The 23,696-nt window shown below is 57.2% G+C and carries 23 protein-coding genes and 2 tRNA genes; 9 read left to right on the top strand and 16 right to left on the bottom strand.

The annotated features are described in order from the left end of the window. The first annotated feature begins 4 nt into the window (after positions 1 to 4). Complete coding sequence (epmA, locus tag M6689_RS06625) at positions 5 to 928, top strand: EF-P lysine aminoacylase EpmA (protein ID WP_298269332.1); 924 nt, start codon at positions 5 to 7, stop codon at positions 926 to 928. Here epmA and M6689_RS06620 read toward each other — a convergent pair. The 4 genes from M6689_RS06620 to rimI form a co-directional block, all read right to left on the bottom strand. Further along, entirely contained in the window at positions 925 to 1,965 is a 1,041-nt protein-coding gene (locus tag M6689_RS06620; RefSeq protein ID WP_298269329.1) for a KamA family radical SAM protein, read from the bottom strand. The genes epmA and M6689_RS06620 overlap by 4 nt on opposite strands. Positions 1,966 to 2,043: 78 nt before the next feature. Continuing rightward, positions 2,044 to 2,961 (bottom strand): dihydroorotate dehydrogenase, encoded by a 918-nt coding sequence (locus tag M6689_RS06615; RefSeq protein ID WP_298269327.1) that lies wholly within the window; start codon positions 2,959 to 2,961, stop codon positions 2,044 to 2,046. A gap of 10 nt (positions 2,962 to 2,971) precedes the next feature. Next, on the bottom strand, positions 2,972 to 3,787 hold the full coding sequence (locus M6689_RS06610) for a dihydroorotate dehydrogenase electron transfer subunit (RefSeq protein ID WP_298269325.1): 816 nt from the start codon (positions 3,785 to 3,787) through the stop codon (positions 2,972 to 2,974). Then, positions 3,777 to 4,259, bottom strand: coding sequence for a ribosomal protein S18-alanine N-acetyltransferase (gene rimI / locus M6689_RS06605; RefSeq protein WP_298269324.1), 483 nt, complete (start codon positions 4,257 to 4,259; stop codon positions 3,777 to 3,779). Before rimI ends, M6689_RS06610 begins: the two co-directional genes overlap by 11 nt. Positions 4,260 to 4,392: 133 nt before the next feature. Here rimI and purM point away from each other — a divergent pair, with 133 nt between their 5' ends. The 3 genes from purM to M6689_RS06590 all read left to right on the top strand — a co-directional run bounded on the left by purM (position 4,393) and on the right by M6689_RS06590 (position 6,440). Continuing rightward, entirely contained in the window at positions 4,393 to 5,439 is a 1,047-nt protein-coding gene (gene purM, locus M6689_RS06600; RefSeq protein WP_298269323.1) for a phosphoribosylformylglycinamidine cyclo-ligase, read from the top strand. Positions 5,440 to 5,472: 33 nt separating this feature from the next. Continuing rightward, positions 5,473 to 6,105: a phosphoribosylglycinamide formyltransferase gene (gene purN / locus M6689_RS06595; RefSeq protein WP_298269322.1), complete on the top strand. Its 633-nt coding sequence runs from the start codon at positions 5,473 to 5,475 to the stop codon at positions 6,103 to 6,105. A 62-nt stretch (positions 6,106 to 6,167) separates the two neighbouring features. Next, complete coding sequence (locus tag M6689_RS06590; protein ID WP_298269321.1) at positions 6,168 to 6,440, top strand: cytochrome c7; 273 nt, start codon at positions 6,168 to 6,170, stop codon at positions 6,438 to 6,440. 77 nt (positions 6,441 to 6,517) lie between these two features. On the opposite strand, the gene M6689_RS06585 is transcribed toward M6689_RS06590, so the two are convergent. The 10 genes from M6689_RS06585 to M6689_RS06540 all read right to left on the bottom strand — a co-directional run bounded on the left by M6689_RS06585 (position 6,518) and on the right by M6689_RS06540 (position 18,923). Next, positions 6,518 to 6,835 carry a zf-TFIIB domain-containing protein gene (locus tag M6689_RS06585; protein ID WP_298269319.1) on the bottom strand — a complete coding sequence of 106 codons (318 nt, stop codon included), beginning with the start codon at positions 6,833 to 6,835 and terminating at the stop codon, positions 6,518 to 6,520. An 89-nt stretch (positions 6,836 to 6,924) separates the two neighbouring features. Beyond that, entirely contained in the window at positions 6,925 to 7,614 is a 690-nt protein-coding gene (locus M6689_RS06580) for a YkgJ family cysteine cluster protein (protein ID WP_298269318.1), read from the bottom strand. A 69-nt stretch (positions 7,615 to 7,683) separates the two neighbouring features. Further along, the gene (gene pyrE, locus M6689_RS06575) at positions 7,684 to 8,232 is read right to left on the bottom strand and encodes an orotate phosphoribosyltransferase (RefSeq protein ID WP_298269316.1); all 549 of its coding nucleotides are present in this window, start codon (positions 8,230 to 8,232) and stop codon (positions 7,684 to 7,686) included. A 17-nt stretch (positions 8,233 to 8,249) separates the two neighbouring features. Further along, positions 8,250 to 9,650, bottom strand: coding sequence for an amidophosphoribosyltransferase (purF, locus tag M6689_RS06570; protein WP_298269315.1), 1,401 nt, complete (start codon positions 9,648 to 9,650; stop codon positions 8,250 to 8,252). 51 nt (positions 9,651 to 9,701) lie between these two features. Continuing rightward, the gene (locus tag M6689_RS06565) at positions 9,702 to 10,529 is read right to left on the bottom strand and encodes a phosphoribosylformylglycinamidine synthase subunit PurQ (protein WP_298269313.1); all 828 of its coding nucleotides are present in this window, start codon (positions 10,527 to 10,529) and stop codon (positions 9,702 to 9,704) included. A gap of 1 nt (position 10,530) precedes the next feature. Continuing rightward, the gene (locus tag M6689_RS06560) at positions 10,531 to 13,521 is read right to left on the bottom strand and encodes a phosphoribosylformylglycinamidine synthase subunit PurS (RefSeq protein ID WP_298269311.1); all 2,991 of its coding nucleotides are present in this window, start codon (positions 13,519 to 13,521) and stop codon (positions 10,531 to 10,533) included. After that, on the bottom strand, positions 13,521 to 14,603 hold the full coding sequence (locus tag M6689_RS06555) for a mechanosensitive ion channel domain-containing protein (RefSeq protein WP_298269308.1): 1,083 nt from the start codon (positions 14,601 to 14,603) through the stop codon (positions 13,521 to 13,523). The genes M6689_RS06560 and M6689_RS06555 overlap by 1 nt, the downstream gene beginning before the upstream one ends. Continuing rightward, the gene (gene purB / locus M6689_RS06550; RefSeq protein ID WP_298269305.1) at positions 14,596 to 15,891 is read right to left on the bottom strand and encodes an adenylosuccinate lyase; all 1,296 of its coding nucleotides are present in this window, start codon (positions 15,889 to 15,891) and stop codon (positions 14,596 to 14,598) included. The genes M6689_RS06555 and purB overlap by 8 nt, the downstream gene beginning before the upstream one ends. A 62-nt stretch (positions 15,892 to 15,953) precedes the next feature. Further along, positions 15,954 to 16,724 carry an MBL fold metallo-hydrolase gene (locus M6689_RS06545; RefSeq protein WP_298269300.1) on the bottom strand — a complete coding sequence of 257 codons (771 nt, stop codon included), beginning with the start codon at positions 16,722 to 16,724 and terminating at the stop codon, positions 15,954 to 15,956. Between the two features lie 126 nt (positions 16,725 to 16,850). Further along, positions 16,851 to 18,923, bottom strand: a complete 2,073-nt coding sequence (locus M6689_RS06540; protein ID WP_298269298.1) for an ATP-binding protein — start codon at positions 18,921 to 18,923, stop codon at positions 16,851 to 16,853. Positions 18,924 to 19,153: 230 nt separating this feature from the next. Here M6689_RS06540 and gap point away from each other — a divergent pair, with 230 nt between their 5' ends. The 5 genes from gap to M6689_RS06515 all read left to right on the top strand — a co-directional run bounded on the left by gap (position 19,154) and on the right by M6689_RS06515 (position 22,826). Further along, the gene (gene gap, locus M6689_RS06535) at positions 19,154 to 20,152 is read left to right on the top strand and encodes a type I glyceraldehyde-3-phosphate dehydrogenase (RefSeq protein WP_298269295.1); all 999 of its coding nucleotides are present in this window, start codon (positions 19,154 to 19,156) and stop codon (positions 20,150 to 20,152) included. Between the two features lie 124 nt (positions 20,153 to 20,276). Beyond that, positions 20,277 to 21,476, top strand: a complete 1,200-nt coding sequence (pgk, locus tag M6689_RS06530; protein ID WP_298269292.1) for a phosphoglycerate kinase — start codon at positions 20,277 to 20,279, stop codon at positions 21,474 to 21,476. 15 nt (positions 21,477 to 21,491) lie between these two features. Further along, positions 21,492 to 22,247 (top strand): triose-phosphate isomerase, encoded by a 756-nt coding sequence (gene tpiA / locus M6689_RS06525; RefSeq protein WP_298269290.1) that lies wholly within the window; start codon positions 21,492 to 21,494, stop codon positions 22,245 to 22,247. A gap of 71 nt (positions 22,248 to 22,318) precedes the next feature. Then, entirely contained in the window at positions 22,319 to 22,684 is a 366-nt protein-coding gene (gene secG, locus M6689_RS06520) for a preprotein translocase subunit SecG (protein WP_298269288.1), read from the top strand. Positions 22,685 to 22,739: 55 nt separating this feature from the next. Next, positions 22,740 to 22,826: transfer RNA gene (locus M6689_RS06515), tRNA-Leu, on the top strand. 197 nt (positions 22,827 to 23,023) lie between these two features. Here the strand turns inward: M6689_RS06515 and M6689_RS06510 are convergent. Together M6689_RS06510 and M6689_RS06505 are read right to left on the bottom strand one after the other, a co-directional pair. After that, positions 23,024 to 23,100: transfer RNA gene (locus M6689_RS06510), tRNA-Arg, on the bottom strand. A 74-nt stretch (positions 23,101 to 23,174) separates the two neighbouring features. Next, on the bottom strand, positions 23,175 to 23,690 hold the full coding sequence (locus M6689_RS06505; RefSeq protein ID WP_298269286.1) for an adenine phosphoribosyltransferase: 516 nt from the start codon (positions 23,688 to 23,690) through the stop codon (positions 23,175 to 23,177). Positions 23,691 to 23,696: the final 6 nt, after the last annotated feature.

The raw sequence follows: 23,696 nt of genomic DNA, 5'->3' as shown, positions 1-23,696 counted from the left end.
GATCATGGCCGAAAACTGGAACCTGGCCCGCAAGCGTGAGGCGCTTCGGGGCAGGGCGCGGATTATCCAGGAAATCAGAAGCTTTTTTATTGACGGGGGGTATCTCGAAGTAGAGACCCCCCTTCGCATTCCTGCGCCGGCACCTGAATCGCACATCGACCCGGTTGGCGCCGACGGCTGGTTTCTCCATACCTCGCCGGAGATCTGCATGAAGCGGTTGATGGCCGCAGGCTATGACCGTATCTTTCAGCTCTGCCACTGCTGGCGAGCCGGTGAGCGTGGCCGGCTGCACGTTCCCGAGTTCACCATGCTCGAATGGTATCGGGCGAATGCCGATTACTCCGCGATCATGATCGAATGTGAAGAGCTTGTCCGTGCGGTGGCCGAGAAATCAGGCTTCGGCGATAAACTGGCGTTTCGGGGACGCGACATCGACCTCGCCTCGCCCTGGGAACGGATAACGGTGCGGGACGCCTTTGACGAGTTCGGCGGAATGACGATGGAGAAGGCCCTCGAAGAAGACCTTTTTGACGAGGTGATGGTCGAGCGGATAGAACCGGGGTTGGGAACGGACCGGCCCACGTTCATCTACGATTACCCGGCTTCCCGGGGTGCCCTGGCCCGCCTGAAGGAGGGGGACCCTCTGGTCGCCGAGCGTTTTGAGCTCTATATCGGCGGTGTCGAGCTGGCCAATGCTTTCTCCGAACTGACCGATCCCGCCGAGCAGCGTGCCCGCTTCGAGCGGGAATCGGCCTACCGGGAATCCCTCGGCCACCCCCCCATTCCCCTGCCGGGGAAGTTTCTGGAGGAGCTTTCCGCAATGCCGCCGTCCGCAGGTATTGCCCTCGGCGTCGACCGGCTGGTGATGATCCTCCTCGATGCTGCCACCATTGATCAGGTGGTCGCCTTCACGCCGGAAGAGCTCTAACCGACCGGATCACGATATTTGATGGTCTCCCCGCGGTAGTTGCGCAGCAGCCACGTATCCCCTTGCAGGGTGGCGCAATCGGGGAGGATCGGTATCTTCCCCTTCCCTTCCGGCGCGTCGATCACGTAGTACGGGGTCGCCATTCCCGAGGTGTGGCCCCGCAACCCTTCCATGATCGAAATCCCGGTCCAGACGGTTGTCCGGAAATGCCCGGTTCCCCGTACAAGGTCCATCTGGTGCAGGTAGTAAGGCCTGACCCGGATGGCAAGAAGCCGCTGCATCAACCGGGTCATCACCGCAGGGTCATCGTTTACGCCCCGCAAAAGCACGGTCTGATTGCCGAGCGGAATCCCCGCATCGGCCAGGCGTGCGCAGGCCCGGGCGGCTTCCGGGGTAATCTCGCGCGGATGGTTGAAGTGGGTATTGACGTAGAGGGGATGATAGCGCCGCAGCATCCGGCAGAGGCGGGATGTAATCCGCTCCGGGAGGGTGACTGGGGTACGGGTCCCGATTCTGACGATCTCCACGTGGGGGATCGACCTCAGCCGTGCTAGGATCTGCTCCAGGTGCTCGTCATCAAGAAGGAGAGGATCGCCGCCCGACAGGATTATATCCCGAATCTGCGGGGTCTCGGCGATATAGCGGAGTGCCTCGTGCATAGTTCCCCCATCGCCTCCCCGAAGCGGACACCCGACGCGGCGCTTGCGCATGCAGAAACGGCAGTAGACGGCGCACTCGTTGGATACGAGCCAGACCACCCGGTCAGGATAGCGGTGAATGAGCCCGGGGACCGGTGAAAGCCGTTCCTCGTCGAGGGGATCGGGGAGCTGGTCGTCTTCCAGTTCCTGCGGGTCGGGGACGCATTGCCGCCAGATCGGGTCTCCGACGGATCGAATAAGCCCGAGATAGTGGCGGGTAATCCGGAGCGGGTAGCGCCGGGCCACGGGGGCCAGAAGCGCCGGATCCGTGCCGAACCTCTCCGCTATCTCCTCCGGCGTGGTAATGCTTTCCGCAAGCCGTCGACGCCACGATTCCATCTCTCACTCCTTCTCCAAACGGACAAAGGCGGGGAAGTTCCCCGCCTTCGCATCCCCCCATGCCAGCTTCACAACCTCTCAGACTTCGAGTGCGCCGATCAGTTCCTTCACGTCGGCAATTCCGTTATCTTCGAGATACTGCTCCATCTCGGTCGCGATCCGCTGCGCGGCTGCAGGGTCGAGGAAATTGGCCGTTCCCACCTGGACGGCGCTCGCACCGGCAAGCATGAATTCGAGGGCATCGGTTCCCGACATGATCCCGCCGATGCCAATCACCGGGATCTTCACCGCCCGGGCCACCTGCCAGACCATCCGCAGGGCCACCGGCTTCACGGCCGGACCGGAAAGACCGCCGGTCACGTTCGCCAGTACCGGCCGGCGCTTCTTCAGGTCGATCGCCATGCCGGTGAGGGTATTGATGAGGGAGAGCGCATCGGCCTCCGCGTCGGCGCAGGCCCACGCCATCTCCACGATATCGGTCACATTGGGCGAAAGCTTGACGATAACCGGCTTTATTGTCGCCTCGCGAACCGCTTTCACCACCGAGTAGGCGGCCTTGGGATCGGTACCGAACACGATGCCGCCATGTTTCACGTTGGGGCAGGAAATATTGATCTCCACCCCCGCCACCTCAGGAATCCGGTCGAGCCGTTCGGCCAGTTCGGCATACTCCTCCACCGTATTGCCGAAGAAGTTGGCGATAACAGGCGTAGAGACGGTACGCAGGAACGGCACCTTTTGTTCGACAAATGCATCAATACCCACATTCTGGAGCCCGATGGCATTGAGCATGCCGCCGGTAGTCTCCTGGATGCGCGGCGTCGGATTCCCCGCCTTGGGGCGGAGGGAAAGGCCCTTGGTAATGATGGCGCCGATCGTTTCCAGATCGACGTATTCGGAAAATTCCTCGCCGTAGCCGAAGGTTCCGGAGGCGGTCATGACCGGGTTTCTGAGCGCGATACCCGCAATATTGACGGACAGATCAGGCTTGCTCATCGTAACTCCACTATACCCATTTCAGTTGATCGAAGGTAAACACCGGCCCGTCCTTGCAGACACAGCGGTAATCGGGGGTATCATCGGAATGGCCCTTCCCTTTGACCACGCATCCGAGACAGGCCCCCATGCCACAGGCCATGTATGCCTCCAGCGAAACCTGGCAGGGGGTGGCAGTTCTCCGGGCAATATCAGCCACCGCCTTCAACATCGGCATCGGGCCGCAGGCATAAAGCGTCTTCGGGCGTCCATCCTCCCTGATGTGCCGCTCCATCACATCGGTCACGAGTCCCCGGTCCCCCAGGGTTCCATCGTCGGTTGCCACGTATGTTTCAACGCCGAGCCGCTCGAACTCGGTCACGCAGAGGATATCATCCCTGGTTCTTCCCCCGAGGAAAAACCGGACACGGGAGCGCTGCACCAATGTTCTGGCCAGGTAGTAGAGGGGGGCTATGCCGACTCCGCCACCGACCAGGATCTTCTCTTCGGCAGGATCGCCAAGGTCGAAACCGGCGCCAAGCGGTGCGATCACGTCGACATGATCCCCGTGATGATAGTCCGACAGTGCCTCGGTCCCTTTCCCAACAACTTTGTAAAGTATCTCGAAGTAAGTCGCGGAGCCCAGTCCCGGAAATTCGGACTTTATGGTTCCGACGTCGAAGATGCCGAAGGGGCGACGCAAGAGGGGGTCTATGGCATCCCGGACCCGCACCATAATGAACTGACCCGGAGATGCTCCAGACAGCTCCGGCGGGGCGGTCAGCCGCATTCTGAAATAGCCAGGTGAGACCTCCTGATTGGAGATGATCGTCGATCTAAACTGCATCGGCTCTGTCCTCGCTGTCGTTGATTGTGTATGCCATCAAGAAGGCGTCTTCGCCGTTCTCGTAGTAATTTTTCCTCAGGCCGACCGTTTCGAAACCGATTCTGCGATAGAGGGCGATGGCAGATGCGTTCGAGGCACGCACTTCGAGGCCTATGGAACTGACTCCCCGAGCCGTGAGGGTAGAGATAGCCGTCGTAACCAGCATCCGGCCGAGCCCCTTCCCCCTGCAGTCGCGACGGACGGCCACATCCAGGATCTCGCCCTCGTCCAGGACATGGGTCGAACAGATGTAGCCTGCAATTCGACCTTCCCTGTTTTTGGCTACAAGGGGGAGAGAACGGTTAGAATCAATCTCTGCAAGGAAATGGTCTCGGGTCCAGGGCCGTGGGAAAGAATCCGATTCGATTGCGATCACTTCTTCCAGATCGGCGGCGGTCATCGGCAGGATTATTGCTGTCGTTTCAAGGTCCATCCGAATTGCATCTTAAGCGAACCTCACCCCGCTTGTAAACTGTTTTTTCAGGCATTTGTGGACGCCAGATAGGGTTTGACATTTACCGACTCATGGGTTAAATTTTGCTCCTCATTTCACGGGAGGAACAGAGTTGAGCGATACCGGAGTCACCTATAAGGATGCGGGCGTCGACATCGACGCCGGCAATACGTTTGTGAAGATGATCAAGCCCTTCGTGAAGGCCACGTCCCGGCCGGAGGTCATCTCCGACATCGGCGGTTTTGGGGGGCTGTTTTCGCTCAATGCCAGCAAATACAAGAATCCGGTACTCGTTTCAGGCACCGACGGTGTGGGGACCAAGCTCAAGATCGCCATGATGGCCGATCGGCATGATACCGTCGGTATCGACCTGGTGGCGATGTGCGTCAACGACATCGTCGTCCAGGGAGCAGAGCCTCTTTTCTTCCTCGACTACTTTGCCACTGGAAAGCTCGACCCCGCAAAGGGAGCAGACATCGTCAAGGGGATTTCCGAAGGGTGCGTCCAGGCCGGGTGTGCCCTGATCGGAGGCGAAACCGCCGAAATGCCCGGCTTCTACCAGCCCGGCGAGTATGATCTCGCCGGCTTCACCGTCGGCGTGGTCGACCGCGAGAACATCATTGACGGTTCCTCCATAACCGTCGGCAACAAGCTGATCGGCATTGCATCGAGCGGTCTTCACAGCAACGGCTACTCCCTTGCCCGCAAGGTAATATTCGACGTCATGGGGCTCGGCATCAACGATACCATCCCCGAGCTCTCCCGGAGCGTGGCCGATGTTCTCCTCGCCCCGACACGGATCTACGTAAAATCGGTGCTCAACCTGCTGCGCGATTTCAGCATCAACGGCATTGCCCATATAACCGGCGGAGGATTGCTGGAAAACGTCCCGCGGGTCCTGCCGAAGGGGTGCAAGGCGGTCGTTCGCCTCGACAGCTGGACGGTGCCCGAGATCTTCCGCATCATCCAGAATGCCGGCAAGGTCGATATGATGGAGATGTACCGCACATTCAACTGCGGAATCGGGATGGTCCTGGCCGTCCCCGAAAAGGAAGCCGACGAAATCCTGATACGCCTCTCAGGGCTCCACGAGAAGGCCTTTGTCATCGGTGAAGTCGCAAAATGTGAAGCCGGTGCCGAATCGGTGGAACTTGTTTAATTTCCTCCTGTCGTGCGCAACGGAAACCTCCTGATGTCCGAACCTCTTAATATTGGCGTCCTTGCCTCCGGAAACGGCTCTAACCTTCAGGCTATTGTTGACCGGATTGAAGCTGGGGCCATTCGGGCGCAGGTTGCCTGCGTAATCACCAACAACTCCGATGCATTCGCACTGGAGCGCGCCAAACGGCATGGTATCCCCGCTTTCTTCCTGGATCACCGGCTTTTTGCCAGTCGCGAAGAGTACGATGCCGCGCTTGTCGAAAAGCTCAGGGAACATGGCGTTCGTCTCGTTGTTCTCGCCGGTTTCATGAGGATCATAACGCCGATTCTCCTCAATGCTTTTCCCCTCTCGATCATGAATATCCATCCGGCGCTTCTCCCGGCTTTTCCCGGACTTCACGCGCAACGCCAGGCGCTTCAATACGGAGTGAAGGTCTCCGGATGCACCGTTCACTTCGTTGACGAAGGGACAGACACAGGCCCCATCATCATTCAGGCCGCCGTTCCGGTCCTGGACGACGATACGGAAGAGACGCTCGCGTCCAGGATCCGGCATGAAGAGCACCGGATTTACCCGGAAGCGGTAAGGCTCTTCGTCGAGAATGGACTGAGGGTTGTGGGGCGCAGGGTAATCATTACCGATATGGTCAGTACCCGATCGTGACGAGGAGCCAGCCTTTCGCAGACAGTTCAGGACATGCTCTTTCTCGGAAAGGGAACCGTGATATGAACAGGATTATTCTCCTTCTGGCTGTAACTATGTTATGGACGTCGCTGGCATCGGGTGCCGATATCCTCATCTTTCCGTCGAAAAACGGAAGCGTAACGTTCCCCCACAAACGACACACCGATATGCTGCGCGAATGCAGGTTCTGCCACGAGAAGACGCCCGGAAGAATGCCGAATTTCGGTAAGGATTTTGCTCACAAGACCTGCAAGGGGTGTCACGAACTGCGGGGAACAGGGCCAACAAAGTGCGGGATGTGCCATAGAAAATAGGCTTCGCCATTTTCGAAGCGGAAACTGGAATAGCCGGCTCCAAAAGAGCCGGCTATTTTCTTGCGGGATGTCAGACATTATGCGGAAGATTCCGGTGGCTCGTTCTCGCTCCTGAACCACTTGTCGAACCAGCTTCGATGATCCTTGGAGGCGAGGATCCTCAGGTCGTTGGGACCAAGCCAGACACCACCGCAAGCGGGGCACTTGTCGAGGGGAACACCTCTGAAGATCATGGCCTCGATTTCTTCGCCGCACTTGGGACAACGATCCTTGCAGAGTTCACGGATGAGCTTTTCCTTCATTTCCTTCCGCGCCTGCTCGATCTTCTCCCGTTCCTGTTTGAAGATATACTGGTTCTCCAGTGCCTTTTCGCGCTCTTGCCAGATGTTTTTCATGGTGTGGTCCCTCCCGCACGATAGCGCTCCTTCTGTTTCATAGTATACCAGATAGAGCACAACGCGCAGAGTCGACCCAACGTCCCGCTTCAGCGGGCATCAGGGAGATGCCGGCCAAGCCAATCGGCGAATGACTTCCAGTCGTACCGCTCAAAATCCAGAAGCAGCGCCGTCGGAATAAAGGTATCCAATTCGAAGAATGTCCGTCCCAGAAGCTCGTCGGAAAAACGCCTGAGCAGCTGGACTTCACGGCTGAAGATCGCGGAATGACCGCCCTGGAGTCGGCTGTCTCCGAGCGGGTTTTCCCCGATGAAATTGTGGGTACACCATTCGTCGTGAAGCACCTCGCCCGAGAGGTCGACAAGGGGAATTCCGTGAAGCCTGCAGGTCATGGGCCGGTACGGATAGACGAGACAAGCTCCATCCCCGCCGAGCAAGGGGCAGGGTGTTTCATCGTCATCGGGCATGAGGAGGTCCCAGTCATCCTCGGGACGGTAATTGAGGATATAGGGGGGAGCAAATTCAGGCCACATCTTACACAATCCATCAACGCGACTCCGGCACCGGTCATGAACCGACGCCTTCGTGCATTCGTCAAGCTGATGGAATCCCGCTTTGAGGTATGCCGCATCGAGAAGTGTTATGTCGAAGAGACCGCGGCAGCATTCTGAGCATCCCTCGCTGCAACGGATGCGTGTGCCGGCAGAGGCGACACAGCGACGGAACCAGTCGTCGACCTCGGAAAGAAGAACACCGTATTCTGCCAGGATTTGATCCATGTCTGCTCAAAAAAGAAGGCGGGAGAAACCCGCCTTCATGCTATTGTTGCCCGTTCCCGCCCGGCTTGGCTAGGCCAGAAGCTCCGATTTGGTAAAGATGGTCCTAAGCCAGAACCCTTCTTTTTCGATGTTTTCCCGCCCACCCTCTTCACGGTCGACGAGAGAAACAATGCCCAGGACCTCAAGCCCCTCCTCCTCGGCACGAAGGACCGCTTTCATCGAGGAGCCGCCGGTGGTGACCACGTCCTCGACGATGATAACCTTTGAGCCAGGCTGGAGGTTCTTGCGCCCCTCCAGCCATTGGCCGGTGCCGTGTCCCTTCGGCTCCTTGCGGATGATGAAGGCGTGCATCGGCCGGCCGTCAAGGTAAGCGGCAATGGAGGTGGCGGTGGCGATGGGATCGGCACCCAGAGTGATCCCCCCTACCCCCTGAACCCCTTCCACATCCTTAATGGCTTCGTAGAAAAGCTTGCCGACCAGGAGTCCCCCTTCGGCATGGAGCGTGGTCTGCTTGCCGTCAAAATAAAAATCGCTCTCGCGACCGGAAGCAAGAATAACCTTCCGTTTTTCGTAAGAGAGTTCCAGGACGATCTGTTTGAGGCGTTCTTTGTCGGTCATGCTCGATGATGCTCCTTTCAGAAGAGGTCAAGCTGGGGCTCAGATCCCAACTTAGGAAACCTGATGGGATAGCCGCCGGAAAAGCAGGCCTTGCAGTACGGATTGGTGCCGGTCCCAACAGCCTCCAGCAACCCTTCTTCGGAAAGGTAGCCGAGGGTATCCGCGGTGATATATCGCCGGATTTCGTCGATGGTGTGCGAGGAGGAGATGAGTTCTTTGCGGGTCGGCGTATCGATGCCGTAGTAACAGGGGTAACTTGTGGGCGGCGACGAGATGCGGACGTGAACCTCCTTGGCGCCGGCATTGCGCACCATCTTGACGATCTTGCGCGACGTCGTGCCGCGGACGATGGAGTCATCGATGACAACGACCCGTTTCCCTTTCAGGATGTCGCGAACGGGGTTGAGCTTGATCTTGACGCCGAAGTGGCGGATTGACTGCTGTGGCTCGATGAAGGTCCGACCGATGTAGTGATTGCGGATCAGGCCGAGCTCGAAGGGCAGCCCCGACTCCTGGGCATAGCCGAGGGCAGCCGGAACCCCCGAGTCCGGAACCGGGATGACAATGTCGGCGTCGACCCGGTGCTCGCGGGCGAGCTGCCGTCCGAACTCCTTGCGCACCATGTAGACATTTTTACCGAAGATGTACGAGTCGGGACGGGCGAAATAGACGAACTCGAAGATGCAGGGGGCCGGTTCGGACTTCGCGAGCGGGAAATGGGAGGTCACCCCATCCTTGGTAATGACGACGATTTCGCCCGGCTCGATCTCGCGGATGAACTCGGCCTCAATGAGGTCCAGGGCGCAGCTTTCGGAAGCAACCACCCACCCTTCTCCCAGTTTCCCGAGGCAGAGGGGACGGAAACCCTGGGGATCCCGGGCGGCGATCATCCGGGTTTCGGTGAGGAAGAGTAGGCAGTAGGCTCCTTTTACCCTACCGAGAGCCTCGGCGATACGGTCTTCGAGCGAATTCTGCTTGGAGGTGGCGAGGAGATGGAGCAGAACCTCGGTATCCATGGTGGTCTGGAAGATGGAGCCCCACGCTTCCAGCTCATCCTTGACGGTCTGGGCATTCACCAGGTTGCCGTTGTGGGCAACGGCAATGGAGCCCCGGGAATAGTCGACCATGATCGGCTGGACATTCTTGATGACCGAGTCACCGGTGGTGGAATACCGGACGTGGCCAATGGCCGACCGCCCCGGCAGCTTCCGGAATATTTCCTGATCGCCGAAGACATCGGCCACGAGCCCCATGCTCTTGTGGGCGTGAAGGGATCTCCCGTCGGAGGAGACAATGCCGCAGCTCTCCTGGCCGCGATGCTGAAGGGCGTAAAGGCCGAGATAGGTCAGGTTGGCTGCTTCAGGATGGCCATAGACACCGAAAATGCCACACTCTTCCGTTGGTCTGTAAAGCTTCATTCCGTCTCCATGTACGATAAAAGCGGCTGCACGATTGCAGCCGCCCGGGTGTTACAGCAGGTTCTTTCTGACAAACTCTGAAGCATTCTTGAAAAGGATGAGGCCATCCCCCTCCTCGGGGAGCTCCTCGCGGGTCCAGCGCGGATGGTTGATCCGGTGCACGAAGGCCTCCGGGTGCGGCATCATTCCCATGAGGCGGCCGGTCTCGTTGCAGAGCCCGGCAATGGCATTCACCGAGCCGTTCGGGTTCAGGGGGAATTCCATGGTGGGAGATTCGTAGGTGCTGTCCGAATACTTGAAGGCGGCCAGGTGGTTTGCCTCGATGGCATCGAGAGTTGCCCGGCTGTCGACGACGAATTTCCCCTCTCCGTGGCGAATCGGAAGATAGAGCCCCTTCTCGACCCCCTTCGTATAAACGCACGCCGAGGCGGGATCGGACTTGAGGTAGACCCAGCGGTCCTGGAACCGCCCGCAGTCGTTGAAGGTCAGGGTCGCGGATTGCTTGAGGTAGCTCCCCCCGAAGGCGGGAAGAAGCCCCATCTTCACCATCAGCTGGAACCCGTTGCAGACGCCGAGGATCAGCTTCCCGGCGGAGATGAAATGCATGAGTTGGTCGATCAGGTGCTCCCGGAGCTCGTCGACCTTCGCGTACCTGAAGCGGTTGGCCTGGGCCTTGGCGCTGCCGAGATCGTCACCGTCGAGAAATCCGCCGGTCAGATTCAGGAAATGAAAATCGTCGAGCCTGATCTCGCCGGCCAGGAGGTCGGAGATATGGGCAATGACCACGTCGTCAAAACCGCCGAGGCGGCAGGCATGGGCCGCCTCCATCTCGCAGTTGGTGCCGTTGCCGGTAATGACTATCGCTCTCGCTCTCACCATCTTACAGCTCCCTCAGCGGGCTCTGCCACGCTTGCTTGAGTTCGTCGATCCGCTCCCTGATCACCGCGGCACCAGAGAGCCCCGTAATGGTCAAGACGTCTTCTTCCGTCACAACCCCGATCCTGGATGCATCGCACCCCTCCATGAGCTGTTCGAAGGCTGCACGGTTCTGCGGCCTGACCGCTACCAGAAGCCGCGACGCTGACTCGGAGAAGAGGAGAACGGCATCGTTTCTCCCGGCGCCATCACCGCTCCAGAGGGCACTCCCCAGTTCGGCCGAAATCCCGAACCCGCCGGCAAAGGCCATTTCCGCCAGGGCGACGGCCAGGCCGCCGTCGGAGAGGTCGTGACAGGAGGCGACAAGCCCGGCGGTTATGGCCCGCTGGAGTGCGCGATACCGCTTCAGGGCCCTGTCGGCATCGACCTTCGGCACCTTGTTCCCGACGAAGCCCCGGAGGGCGAAGTATTCGGAGCCCCCCAGTTCGTTGGCGGTCGTCCCGAGGAGGTAGACGATGTCCCCCGGCCGCTTGACGTCCATGGTGACCGCCTTGCGCACATCGTCGATCTTGCCGATGACCGAGAAGAGGAGGGTCGGCGGGATCGAGATCTTGACCGCTCCGTCGTAAAAGTCGTTTTTCATGGAATCCTTGCCGGAGATGAGCGGGATGCCATAGGCGACGCAGTAGTCGTAGAGCGCCTTGTTGGAGCGGACCAGCTGGGCCATCTTGTACTCGCCGTCCGGTGTCTTTTCCGACTTGACCGGATCGCACCAGCAGAAGTTGTCGAGCCCGGAGACCAGATCCAGCGAGCCGCCGACGGCCACGTAGTTGCGCACTCCTTCGTCGATGGCATTGGCGGTCATGTGGTAGGTATCGATGTCGCTGTAGCGGGGGCAGATGCCGTGGGCCACCACGACCCCTTCGTAGGAATCGAGCACCGGCCGCACCACCGCCGCGTCGGAAGGTCCGTCGTTGGCGACGCCTGTGAAGGGCTTCACCACGCTCCCCCCCTGGACCTCATGGTCGTAGCGGCGGACCACCGACTCCTTGGAACAGATGTTGAGAGAGCCGAGAAGTCGCTTGAGATCGCCGGTGTAATCAGTCGAAACTTCGATGGCCGGTTCGTTGTGCCGCTTGATCTCCCAGACTCCCCGCATCTCCATGGGAGGAAGCCCCTCGTGGAGGAAACTGATCGGCAGATAGGCGATGGTCCGCTCGCCGTACATGATCTGGAAGATACCCGTGTCGGTGAATTCGCCGAGCACCGTAGCCTCTACACCGAAGCGTTTAGCCATGGCCAGAAACTCGTCGATGCGGGCCGGCGGCACGGCGAGGCTCATCCGCTCCTGGGCCTCCGAGATGAGGATCTCCCAGGGATCGAGCCCCGGGTACTTGAGCGGGGCACTGGAGAGATCCATCCGGCAGCCGCCACACTCCTTGGCCATCTCGCCCACCGAGGAGGAGAGCCCCCCTGCGCCGTTGTCGGTGATGAAGTTGTACAGTCCCCTGTCGCGGGCGCGGATAAGGAAGTCGGTCATCCGTTTCTGGGTGATCGGATCCCCGATCTGAACGGCGGTCACCGGAGAGTTCTCGTTCAGTTCCTCGGACGAGAAGGTGGCGCCGTGGATGCCGTCCTTGCCGATCCGCCCGCCGGTCATGACGATCAGATCGCCCGGATCGATATGCTTTTCATGGGCCGGCTTGCCGTTGATGGTGGCCGGCATGAGACCGGCGGTGCCGCAGAAAACGAGCGGTTTGCCGGCAAAGCGATCATCGAACACCAGGGAGCCGTTCACCGTCGGAATGCCGCTCTTGTTCCCGCCGTGCTCGACCCCTTCCACCACCCCCTCATAGATACGGCGGGGGTGCAGGAGACGGCTCGGGAGCTGCTTCTCGTAAAACGGCGAGGCAAAACAGAAGACATCCGTGTTGAAGATGAGCCGCGCCCCCATGCCGGTGCCGAAGGGGTCGCGGTTAACGCCGACAATGCCGGTCAGCGCCCCGCCGTAAGGATCGAGGGCCGACGGGGAGTTATGGGTCTCAACCTTGAAGACCAACGACCAGTCGTCGTTGAACCTGATGACGCCCGCGTTATCCTTGAACACCGACAGGCAGTAGTCGTTGTCCCCAAGCTGCTGGCGAACCGTGGCCGTGGTCCGCTGGATGTAGCTCTTGAACAGGGACCGGATCTCTTCCCGGTTCCCGTTTTCATCGATGTACTCGACGTTGCCGGAAAAGATCTTGTGCTTGCAGTGCTCCGACCAAGTCTGGGCAAGGGCCTCAAGCTCCGCGTCGGTCGGCTTGTCCGAAAGCCCCACCTTCCGACGCTCGGCAACAACCGCCGGGTCGCGATAGTGAGCCTGGATGATCTTCATCTCGTCAAGGGTCAGGGCCAGCACCCCTTCCCTGCTGATGCGCATCAATTCATCGTTTGAAACGTTAAGATCGATTTCACGCACCTGGCTCCGCGTCTCGGCAGTCACTTTCGGGGCGGAGACCGGCACCCCTCCCTTGGCCAGGAATTCAGCTCGATCGAGGATCACGAAGCGCTGGATGAGGGTGTTGCAGAGGAGGTCCTTCGCAATCCGTTCCACGTCGGACCGGGAAAGTTCGCCCTTCAGGAGGTACTGGACCGACGTGTAGACCCCCTCGCCCGACGCAAACAACCGGCCGGTGATGTACTCGATCGCCTCACGGGCAGTCCGGCCCACGTTGTCAGTGACGCCGGGGCGAAAGCCCACTTCGACGAGAAAGTCAAACCCGTCAGCCATTGGACGGTCGATGCGCCAATCCTGGATAACCGGATCGCAGAAAGGCTCCGATGCCGCCTTTACCAGTTCATCTTCGCTCAATTCCCCGTCCACGGTGTAGACATCGATGGTCCGCACTTCTTCAACCGCAAGATGAAGGAAATGCTCGATCTCCCGCTTGATCCGCTCGCCGTGGGCATCGCGTACACCTTTTTTCAGGGCTATTTCGATTCTTCTCGCCATTAGTGGTCCTTTTCAAGGAAAACTGTCCGGGTCGGATAGGGGATCGAGATCCCCTCCTCCCGGAAACGGATGATGATGCGCTCGTTGATGCGGTCGGTGGTGGCGAAGACCCGGGCGTAGTCCTCGACCCAGAAGAACAGCGACATGTTCAGGGCGCTGTCGCCGAAGGAGACGAAAAAAGCCTCCGGCGCGGGGTCCCTGAGCACCTCGCCGATCTCAAGGGCGGTCTCGGTCAGGATCCGCTTCACCACTTCCACATCGCTGCCATATCCGACGCCGATGTTCACCCTCCCCTTGGCGCGTATGTCGGGGAATGCCATGTTGATGATTGTCGTATTGCAGAGCTCGGAGTTGGGGATGATAAGGAGGGTATTGTCAACCGTCTTGATTTTAGTGGTGCGAAGTCCGATGTCGGAGACATCACCCCACTGACCGGAAGCAAGCTGGACGCGGTCACCGATCCGGAACGGCCGGTCCACCATGAGGGTAAACCCGGAGATCATGTTGGCGAGGGTGTCCTTGGCCGCCATGCCGATGGCCAGCGAACCGATGCCGAGGGCGGTCACAACCGACAGGATGTCGTAGTTGAAGTGCCGCAGCGTCACCATCAGGGCGATCCCCACGAGGAAGATGGTGATCAGTTTTTCCAGTGGCGGGATGACCTGACGGTCCACGCCCGCCCCGTGCCGCTCGGCGAGACGCGTGCCGTACCACTCCAGAAGTTCGTCGATCCCGCGCCAGGCTATGTTGCTGACGACTACGACATTGAGAATGAACACCGCCCCGGAAAGCGCCACCTGGACCTTTTCGGGAAGCGGCAGGGACTTCACCGCAAAATAGAGGCCGGCCAGCACCACGAGGAGACACGTGGGGGGGGTCACCCGCCGGAGGATCCGGTCATCCAGGTCGGTGCGCGTGAACGCAGTCAGCCGCGGCGCCCAGTGGGTAAGGAGATACCGGACAATGAGCGAAAGAACCCAGTAGAACGTGAAGATGACGACGGCCGAAAGGAGTTCCTTGAGCCAGAACACCAGCGAACCCTCGTCAGCTCCACTTCTGAAGAGCTCAAGGATGCTATCCACCGAATACCCTCGAGAAGATGGTGGCTACGTGCTTGAGATGGTACTGAAGGTCAAACGCCTCGCGAATCTCCTCTTCGGGCAGATACCCCCGGACCTCGGCGTCGGTCAGAAGTTCGGTCTGGAAATCCTTCCCCTGCTCCCAGACCTTCATGGCGTTGCGCTGGACGAGTTCGTAGGCCTTTTCGCGGGAAGCACCGGCATTGGCCAGTTTCAGAAGGACCCGCTGCGAGAAGATGAGCCCCCGCATGAGATTGAGGTTCCTCATCATGTTTTCGGGGTAGACCACGAGGTTGTCGATGAGCCCGATGCAACGGTTGAGCATGAAGTCCATGACGATCGTTGCGTCCGGGCCGATAACGCGCTCTACGGAGGAGTGGGAGATGTCCCGCTCATGCCAGAGCGGTACGTTCTCGAAGGCCGATACGGCATAGCCGCGCACCAAGCGGGCAAGGCCGGTGAGGTTCTCGGAGAGGACAGGGTTGCGCTTGTGCGGCATGGCCGACGATCCCTTCTGCCCCTTGCTGAAATACTCTTCGGCTTCGAGAACTTCCGTCCGCTGGAGGTGGCGGATCTCCACGGCGAATTTCTCGATGGAACTCGCGATAATCGCCAGGGCCGAGAAAAACTCGGCGTGCCGGTCGCGCTGGATAACCTGCGTCGAGCAGGGAGCCGGCTTCAGTCCCGCTTTGCCGCAGACGTACTCCTCAACCCGTGGGTCGATGTTGGCGAAGGTGCCGACCGCCCCCGAGATCTTCCCGTACGCGATGGTCTCCCGGGCGGACTCCATCCGGCGGAGGTTGCGGCGCATCTCGTCGTACCAGAGGGCCATCTTGATGCCGAAGGTGACCGGTTCCGCATGGATGCCGTGGGAGCGCCCCATCATCGGCGTCTCCTTATGCTCATAGGCCCGGCGCTTGATAACCTCCATGAGACGCTTGATATCGTCGATGATCAGGTCGGACGCCTCGGCCAGCAACATGGCGAACGAGGTATCGAGAACATCCGAGGAGGTGAGGCCGAGGTGAACGAAACGCGAATCGTCACCGATGTAATCGGCGACAGAGGTCAGAAACGCGATGACGTCGTGCTTCACGGTCCGCTCGATCTCGTCGATGCGCTCCACGTCGAAGTTGGCCTTGGACTTGATCCGCTCGACCGCCTCGCGGGGGATGTTCCCCAGCTCGGCATGGGCTTCGCAGGCGTATATCTCGATATCAAGCCACTTCTGGTAGCGGTTCCGCGGCTCCCAGATACGGGACATTTCAGGACGGCTGTAACGCTCAATCACGGCAGATTCTCCTTCATCAGGGAAAAGTAAAAGGGCTGACATCGTGTCGGCCCCGGCAATGGTCACAGGTTGAAGATTTCGCTCGGCTGGTACTGCTCCCCGACAATCAGCCTTGGTGAGCAGACGTTCTGCGAGGTCAAGAGATTCCGGGTCACGTCCCGTGCAACAGCCGGGTCGTTGTTGACTTCAGAGAGGTGTGCAAGGAAGAGGCCCTCAAGCCCGGAGCTCAGCAGATCCGACAACAGGGCTGCTGAATCGTTGTTGGATAGATGACCGTGACGGGACTTGATCCGCTGCTTAAGATGCCAGGGATAGGGGCCGTTTATCAGCATCTCTTCGTCATGATTCGATTCGAGCACAAGAACCCGGCACTGCTTGAGCTTGTCGGCGACGAGTCGGGTCGCCACGCCGAAATCGGTCGCGACCCCGATCTTCCCCTCAGCGCATTCAAAGGTAAACCCAACAGGGTCACAGGCATCGTGGGTGATGGGGAACGGATCGACCAGAAGATCCTGAAACATGAAAGAATAGCCCGATTCAAACTCCGTAACCGGAATACCCTGCAGGCTTTCGCCAATCGCCCGGTGGGTCGGATAGCTGACATAGACCGGCAGATGGTATCTGCGGGCCAGCACCCCTACCCCGCGCACATGATCCACATGCTCGTGACTCACAAATAGTCCGTCCAACTCTGCAGCATCGACCCCGATTACGGCAAGCCGGCGTACAATCTCTCGTGCGGAAAGTCCTGCATCAACGAGAATTCTGCTTTCGCCCGACTCCACATAGAGGGAGTTTCCCTTGCTTCCACTGGCGAGCAGGCAGACCTTCACGATCCCTCCGTGTGATTGCCCCGACAACGCAGGCATGGCCAAAAGGCATAACCAATTTTTTATACCGAAATGCTGTGCGATATTCAAGGCGAAACACGGTAGTTTTTTTTAATGAATCAAGCATTCCTACTCTAGAAGGTTCAGATAATCGATGGTCCCGTCGCCGGTGACCGGGTTGAGAGGCAAAACAATGTGGAAAGTAGATCCGGGGAACTGTTCCGGGTTATAGCCGGGGGACTCGACCCATACTTCACCGCCGTGCATCTCGACAATTCCTTTGGCGATCGACAGCCCGAGCCCGGCCCCGCGGGACTTGAAAGCCACTTTACCGGAACTGTGCTCTTCGATATTCCCCACCTCGTAAAACTTGTCAAAGATTCGAAGCTGGTCGTCGAGATCTATGCCGATGCCGGTATCGGCCACGGTTATCTCCACGTAGAGGTGCTGATCCTTTCCAATATTGACCACTTGCGGTATCGGCTCGGAGGTGGGGTGCTGCTTGGAACGCAGCAAATACTTGGACCGTGTAGATATCATGATTTTTCCCGCATCCGGGGTGAATTTAATGGAATTGCCGATGACATTGGACAGTAGCTGCATCAGCCGGACACGGTCTCCCTTTATTGAGGGAATCGCTTCATCCAGCTCCACGTCGATCTGTTGCTTGCGCATCGAAACAAAGAATCGGAGTTCATTGACCGAATCCATGACAAGCTGGTTGACGTTGACTTCATCGAGTCGCAGGTGGAGACGCTTTTCGTCGATCATGGAGATATCCACCATGTCCTTGACGATGCCATCGAGCCTCGCTGCAGCGTTGGCGATGTTCTGGATCATTTCGAGAATGTTCTGGTCGAGCTTGTCGGGAAGATCGGAAAGAATCAACTCGGCATAGCCCATGATAACGGTGAGGGGGGTCTTCAGCTCATGGGAAGCAATGCCGAGAAACGAATCTTTCATCTTGTTGAGGCGGGCTAGGTCGGTGGCACTCTTCTCAAGATTGAACAGAATTTCACGTTCCCGGGTCACGTCCCGGATTATGGCCTGTATGAGCTTTTCGCTTCCAATGGTGACCATATTGGCATGGATAAGTCCGACGACCTCCACGCCTCCGGAGCGCAGAAACCGTATCTCTTCGGCTACCTGCTTACCCTTCCCTGCCTGTTGAAAAAATGAGTGGACAACTGGTGCGTTGATTGTGCCTATATGGGCAAGCATTCGGGCAAGTGGAAGGCCGACAATCTCGCCGGAACCGAGATCGAAGAACTCCTCCGCCATCTTGTTGGCCATTTTAACAATCTCGTTTTCGTCGATAACGACGATGGCGTCACTGGCATCCTCAAGGAGCGACTTGTAGAGCTCTTCGGACTTCTCCAGGTCCAGGCTCAAGGTTTCAAGCTTGAGGTATGATGAATGAAGATCGTTGTGTATATTTTCAAGCTCCTGATAATTGCGCCGGATCTCTTCTTCCCTGTTTTTGAGGGCTTCGGACATGACATTGACGTTCTTGGCCAACTCGTCGAACTCATAGACTGGAAGCGACTTGATTCGCTGCTCGAAGTCGCCCTCCGAGACCTTTTTCACCCCATTGAGAAGAGCGGAAATGGGCTGGACGATACTTTTTTTGACAAATATCACCACGAGGGAAAAAGAGATAAGAAAGAAAATCGCGAGGACGATGAGAGAACGAAGAATGATCCGGTTGACCTTTTGTGCAATCACATCATCCGAAAAGCCGATATGGATGAGTGCCACCTGCTTCCCGTCGGATGCGCGGACAGGCGTAACCGTGTCGTAATATTCCTTCTCGTCGCCGATCAGGTGAATGCTTTGGTCAAGTCGAGTTGTAAGCGCCTTCTTGATGATGTCAAACCGGAGCTTGCTGAAGGATACATCATTGTAGAACAGGACCTTGCCCTCGCTGTCGGTGATGACGCAGTAAGCAATTTCGGGGCTGGATTGAACGAGCTCGGCACAACGCTCCGTCAACCCGGTGATCTCACGGACATCGAGCCCGAGCCCTATCACCTTTTCAATGTTTGTCTTGAGGGACAGGCCAAGACTTTGCGACCGCAGGATGAGAGCCTGAACATAATCGCGCCGGAACCCCACGATGTCCATCCCCGAGTTTGCGGCAATCGTCAGGAGCAAAATCGCAAAGGCAAAAAGTATGATCCGTTTTTCAAGAGTATTCTTCATTAAAATATCAGAAACAAGAAATCGGGTATATTTCGAATTTTGTTCATATTAGCATAATTGCCGTCACACCCTCACGTATTAAATTTGCCTGCCGTGAATAACCGCAGCGCCTTGTCGGAAGAGGGTTCAGCGTCATGAAAAGAAGTTGACGTTGGTGGGACAACTCTATATGATTGTCGCGTTTATAGCACAGCCTTCAGGCTTGCACATACTTCTTCAGGGAGGGATCAATGGCTCTTAGGGTTGCAATCAACGGTTTCGGAAGAATCGGACGTTCGGTGCTCCGTGCAGTGTATAAGGAGAAAGGGATCGAAGTCGTCGCCATTAACGACCTCACCGATGCCAAGACCTTGGCACACCTGCTGAAGTACGACTCGGTCCACGGTATTTTCCCCGGCAAGGTTGAGGTCGGAACCAACGAGATCATCGTCAACGGCAAGCCCATCAAAATCATTGCCGAGCGGAACCCGGAGCAACTCCCATGGAAACAGGAGAAAATAGATGTGGTTCTCGAATCGACCGGGCTCTTCACTGCCCGAGAGAAAGCAGAGCTGCATCTCAAGGCGGGGGCCAAGAAAGTCGTTATTTCAGCGCCGGCCACCAACGAAGATATAACCATTGTCATGGGGGTGAACCACACGGCCTATGATCCGAAGAAGCACCACATCATCTCCAATGCGTCCTGCACCACCAATTGCCTTGCACCGGTAGCCAAGGTTCTGCACGAGACCTTCGGAATCGAAAAAGGGCTCGTGACAACCGTTCACTCCTACACCAACGATCAGCAGATCCTCGACCTCCCCCACAAGGACCTGCGCCGTGCCCGTGCTGCAGCCATGTCGATGATCCCGACCACTACCGGCGCCGCCAAGGCTGTCTCCCTGGTCTTACCGGAGCTCAAGGGCAAGCTCGACGGCATGGCGATCCGGGTCCCGACCCCCAACGTCTCCGTGGTTGACCTTGTCGCCACCCTCAAAAAGAAAACAGATGCAGAAACGGTTAACGCTGCCCTCAAAAAAGCCTCTAAAGGTGCGCTCAAAGGGATTCTCGGATTTAGCGAAGAGCCGCTGGTTTCCATCGATTTCAACGGCTGCAACCTCTCATCCGTCGTCGATGCGAGCTGCACCAAGGTCCTCGATGGCAACATGGTCAAGGTCCTCTCCTGGTATGATAACGAAACCGGCTTCTCCCATCGCGTTGTCGATCTCATAAAGCTAATCGCGAAGTAAGCTCGAAGAAGCCACGGAGGGGGGGATAACATATCCCCCCCTTTTTTTACAAATCGTGGCTATCCCCGATTATCCTCACAAAATAAAGCATAAAATCAAAGACTATCCGTTCAGGAGGAATACAATGTCTATCCGGTACATTGACGAGATCGATGATCTTGCAGGGAAAAAAGTGTTCATGAGGGTTGACTTCAACGTACCTCTCGACGAGCACCAGAACATCACGGAAGATACCCGCATCCGGGCAGTTCTCCCGACCATCAACTATGCCCTTGATGCAGGTGCGAAGATTATTCTCGCTTCACACCTGGGACGCCCCAAGGGGGAACGCAAACCGAAATATTCGATGGCTCCCGCCGCCAAACGCCTCTCACGGCTGTTGGGCAAAGAGGTCCAGCTCGCGCCCGATTGCATCGGCGAAGAGGTTAAGAAAATAATTGATGCAATGAAGCCGGGCGACATCGTAATGCTTGAAAACGTCCGATTCTACGAAGGCGAGGAAAAGAATGACCGCGACTTTGCCAAGGTGCTTGCCAACGATTGCGACATCTATGTCAACGACGCCTTTGCCGTCTCCCATCGTGCTCACGCTTCAGTGGAAGCCATTTCAAATTATTTCCCGGTGGTGGCGGCCGGATTCCTGATGAAGAACGAGATGAATTACTTCGAGAAGGCCATGCAAAATCCCATCAGGCCGCTCGTGGCCATTCTCGGCGGGGCAAAGGTATCGGGCAAACTCGAAGTGCTTGAGAGCCTCGTCAACAAGGTGGACAAGATTATCATCGGCGGCGGGATGGCGTTCACCTTCCTGAAGGCTCTCGGTTACAACGTGGGCAAGTCTCTCGTCGAAGAGCACCTCCTCGAAACTGCACTCAATACATTCAACAAGGCCCGCGAAAAAGGAATCAAGTTCTATCTGCCGATAGACTGCGTTGCCGCAGACCGCTTCAACCCGGAAGCAGAAACGAAAGTGACCACGGTCCAGGAGATTCCGGAAGAATGGATGGCCCTCGATATCGGCCCCGCAACCGTAACGCTCTTTTCCGAAGCGCTTCAAAACGCCAAAACCATCATATGGAACGGCCCCATGGGAGTCTTCGAAATGGATGCATTCTCCCGCGGCACCTTTGCCCTGGTTTCGGCTGTCGCCAACTCCTATGCACTGACTATCGTCGGTGGCGGTGACACCGACGTGGCCGTTCATCGGGCCGGCGAATACGCCAAGATCAGCTATATATCCACCGGCGGCGGGGCCTTCCTCGAATTGCTCGAAGGTAAAAAGCTTCCCGGCATCAAGGTTCTTGAAGAAAACGGCAAACAATAGCGAGGGAGACCGAAAATGAGAACACCTGTCATTGCGGGTAACTGGAAACTCTTCAAAAAGAGTGCTGAAGCGGTGAACCTCGTCTCGGAACTCATTCCGCTGGTTAAACAGACATCAGGGGTTGAAATTATCGTAGCGCCGGTTTTCACGGTCCTCGGTAAAGTAAGGGATGTCATTGCAGGCACAAACGTAATGCTTGCAGCCCAAGATTGCTTCTGGGAAGAAGAAGGAGCTTACACCGGCGAGGTTTCTCCCGGCATGTTGTGCGACGTTGGATGCAGTCACGTAATTGTCGGACATTCCGAACGTAGGCAATATTTCGGTGAAACCGACACGACCGTTAACAGGAAAATCAAGGCTGCCCTTTCCGCAGGGCTTACCGTTCTGTTCTGCATCGGTGAAACCCTTGCCGAACGTGAGTCGGGAAAAACGTTAGATGTCCTTGATAGCCAGGTTTGTGGTGGTCTTGTTGATATACCCGTCGGCGGGCTCTCGAAGATCATCATCGCCTACGAACCTGTCTGGGCAATAGGCACAGGCAAGACGGCAACAAACGAACAGGCCCAGGAAGCTCATGCCCACATAAGGACTCTGATCGCAAGACTCTACGGCCGGAACGCAGCCGAGGCAATCCGGGTCTTGTATGGAGGAAGCGTTAAGCCTGAGAACATCAAGGGTCTCATGACCCAACCGGACATCGACGGTGCCCTGGTGGGAGGTGCCAGTCTCAATGCACCCTCCTTTGCAGCCATTGCAAACTACAACTCTTAATTTTGTTCTTTGCATTACCTCGTCGATGTGATATTCAGTAAAGCTTACTAAAGCAATCGGAGTTATCCAACATGATGATTTTACTTATCATCCTTCACATTCTGGTATCAATTGCCCTCATTGCAATAGTTCTTCTCCAATCAGGAAAAGGGGCGGAAATGGGGGCATCATTCGGTGCAAGCGGCAGCCAGTCTGTTTTTGGTGCCGGAGGCGGGACAACTTTCCTGAGCAAGCTCACTACTGGTGCAGCTATCATCTTCATGCTTACTTCGCTCACGCTTGCCTACCTCTCCGGTCAACCGGGAACTTCGTCCATCATGCCTTCAAAAGGGATTCCAACGTCGACTCCCCAGAAAGCAGCGCCCGCACCGACCACTAAACCACAACAGCCCGTACCCCCGGCGCAACAAGCTCCAGTAAACGCACCGGCCAAATAAATGCAGAAAAAAGTATTGACACAGAAATCGGATCGGTGATATAAAGTTGGTCCTTGCCGAAGTGGTGGAATTGGTAGACACACCATCTTGAGGGGGTGGCGGGCAATTGCTCGTGCGAGTTCGAGTCTCGCCTTCGGCACCATTATCGCACAAGAAGACGCCCTAATCGTTCAGATTCAGGGCGTTTTTCATTTCTTCACTCCCCTTCCGAGGTTGTCTCTGGGTTGTTGCCGCTTTGGCAGCCACGGGTGACGACATGACTGCGAAACACCACCTCAAGGTTCACTGCAGCTGAACAAAAAGGGGCTACAGTCATAAGCCGTAACCCCTTATATTTCCTGGCGTCCCCGAGACGATTCGAACGTCCGACCCCTTCCTTAGGAGGGAAGTGCTCTCTCCGGCTGAGCTACGGGGACAATTGAATGGTCTATATAACTTATCTCGTCAATTAATGCAACCTTTTCCCCTCACAGAGAAGGCAGAATTACAATTAGAATTTGATTAGTGAATAAACCCTTCCTGCCGGCAGCTTGGAGCGACCGTTCAGAAAGTCCAGCTCCGCCATAAAACAACAGTCAACAATCTCACCACCAAGAGTTCGGACCATATCAACAACCGCTGCCATGGTCCCTCCCGTCGCAAGTACATCGTCGGCTATCAGCACCCTCTCGCCTGGTTTTATGGCGTCTCGGTGAATCTCCAAGGTGTCAGTTCCATACTCGAGCTCATAGCTCTTGCTGAAAGTTTCCGAAGGGAGCTTCCCCGGTTTGCGTACCAGTACTACACCCGCCCCAAGCTTATAGGCCAAAGCTGCGCCAATGATGAATCCACGAGCCTCTACGCCTACCACTTTGTCGATTTTCTCACCAACATATCGATGTGCTAGCAAATCGACCATTCTCTGGAAAGACTTGGCGTCAGCAAGAAGCGTCGTAATGTCCTTGAATACGATTCCTTTTTTTGGGAAATCGGGGACGTCTCTGATTATATTTTTCAACTCTTCCAAGACACA

Source organism: Geobacter sp., assembly GCF_027327745.1.
In the GTDB taxonomy this organism is placed as follows: domain Bacteria; phylum Desulfobacterota; class Desulfuromonadia; order Geobacterales; family Geobacteraceae; genus Geobacter.
Note: the sequence above shows the minus strand (reverse complement) of the source record. Positions and strands in the feature narration are given on the sequence as shown.

Coding starts and splice junctions, on each gene's coding strand:
- M6689_RS06585 (WP_298269319.1), bottom strand. CDS start 6,835: ATGAAAAACATCTGGCAAGAGCGCGAAAAGGCACTGGAGAACCAGTAT.
- tpiA (WP_298269290.1), top strand. CDS start 21,492: ATGAGAACACCTGTCATTGCGGGTAACTGGAAACTCTTCAAAAAGAGT.
- M6689_RS06615 (WP_298269327.1), bottom strand. CDS start 2,961: ATGAGCAAGCCTGATCTGTCCGTCAATATTGCGGGTATCGCGCTCAGA.
- epmA (WP_298269332.1), top strand. CDS start 5: ATGGCCGAAAACTGGAACCTGGCCCGCAAGCGTGAGGCGCTTCGGGGC.
- M6689_RS06590 (WP_298269321.1), top strand. CDS start 6,168: ATGAACAGGATTATTCTCCTTCTGGCTGTAACTATGTTATGGACGTCG.
- purF (WP_298269315.1), bottom strand. CDS start 9,650: ATGAAGCTTTACAGACCAACGGAAGAGTGTGGCATTTTCGGTGTCTAT.
- M6689_RS06620 (WP_298269329.1), bottom strand. CDS start 1,965: ATGGAATCGTGGCGTCGACGGCTTGCGGAAAGCATTACCACGCCGGAG.
- pyrE (WP_298269316.1), bottom strand. CDS start 8,232: ATGACCGACAAAGAACGCCTCAAACAGATCGTCCTGGAACTCTCTTAC.
- secG (WP_298269288.1), top strand. CDS start 22,319: ATGATGATTTTACTTATCATCCTTCACATTCTGGTATCAATTGCCCTC.
- M6689_RS06565 (WP_298269313.1), bottom strand. CDS start 10,529: ATGGTGAGAGCGAGAGCGATAGTCATTACCGGCAACGGCACCAACTGC.
- M6689_RS06560 (WP_298269311.1), bottom strand. CDS start 13,521: ATGGCGAGAAGAATCGAAATAGCCCTGAAAAAAGGTGTACGCGATGCC.
- gap (WP_298269295.1), top strand. CDS start 19,154: ATGGCTCTTAGGGTTGCAATCAACGGTTTCGGAAGAATCGGACGTTCG.
- M6689_RS06540 (WP_298269298.1), bottom strand. CDS start 18,923: ATGAAGAATACTCTTGAAAAACGGATCATACTTTTTGCCTTTGCGATT.
- rimI (WP_298269324.1), bottom strand. CDS start 4,259: ATGGACCTTGAAACGACAGCAATAATCCTGCCGATGACCGCCGCCGAT.
- M6689_RS06580 (WP_298269318.1), bottom strand. CDS start 7,614: ATGGATCAAATCCTGGCAGAATACGGTGTTCTTCTTTCCGAGGTCGAC.
- purN (WP_298269322.1), top strand. CDS start 5,473: ATGTCCGAACCTCTTAATATTGGCGTCCTTGCCTCCGGAAACGGCTCT.
- M6689_RS06610 (WP_298269325.1), bottom strand. CDS start 3,787: ATGCAGTTTAGATCGACGATCATCTCCAATCAGGAGGTCTCACCTGGC.
- pgk (WP_298269292.1), top strand. CDS start 20,277: ATGTCTATCCGGTACATTGACGAGATCGATGATCTTGCAGGGAAAAAA.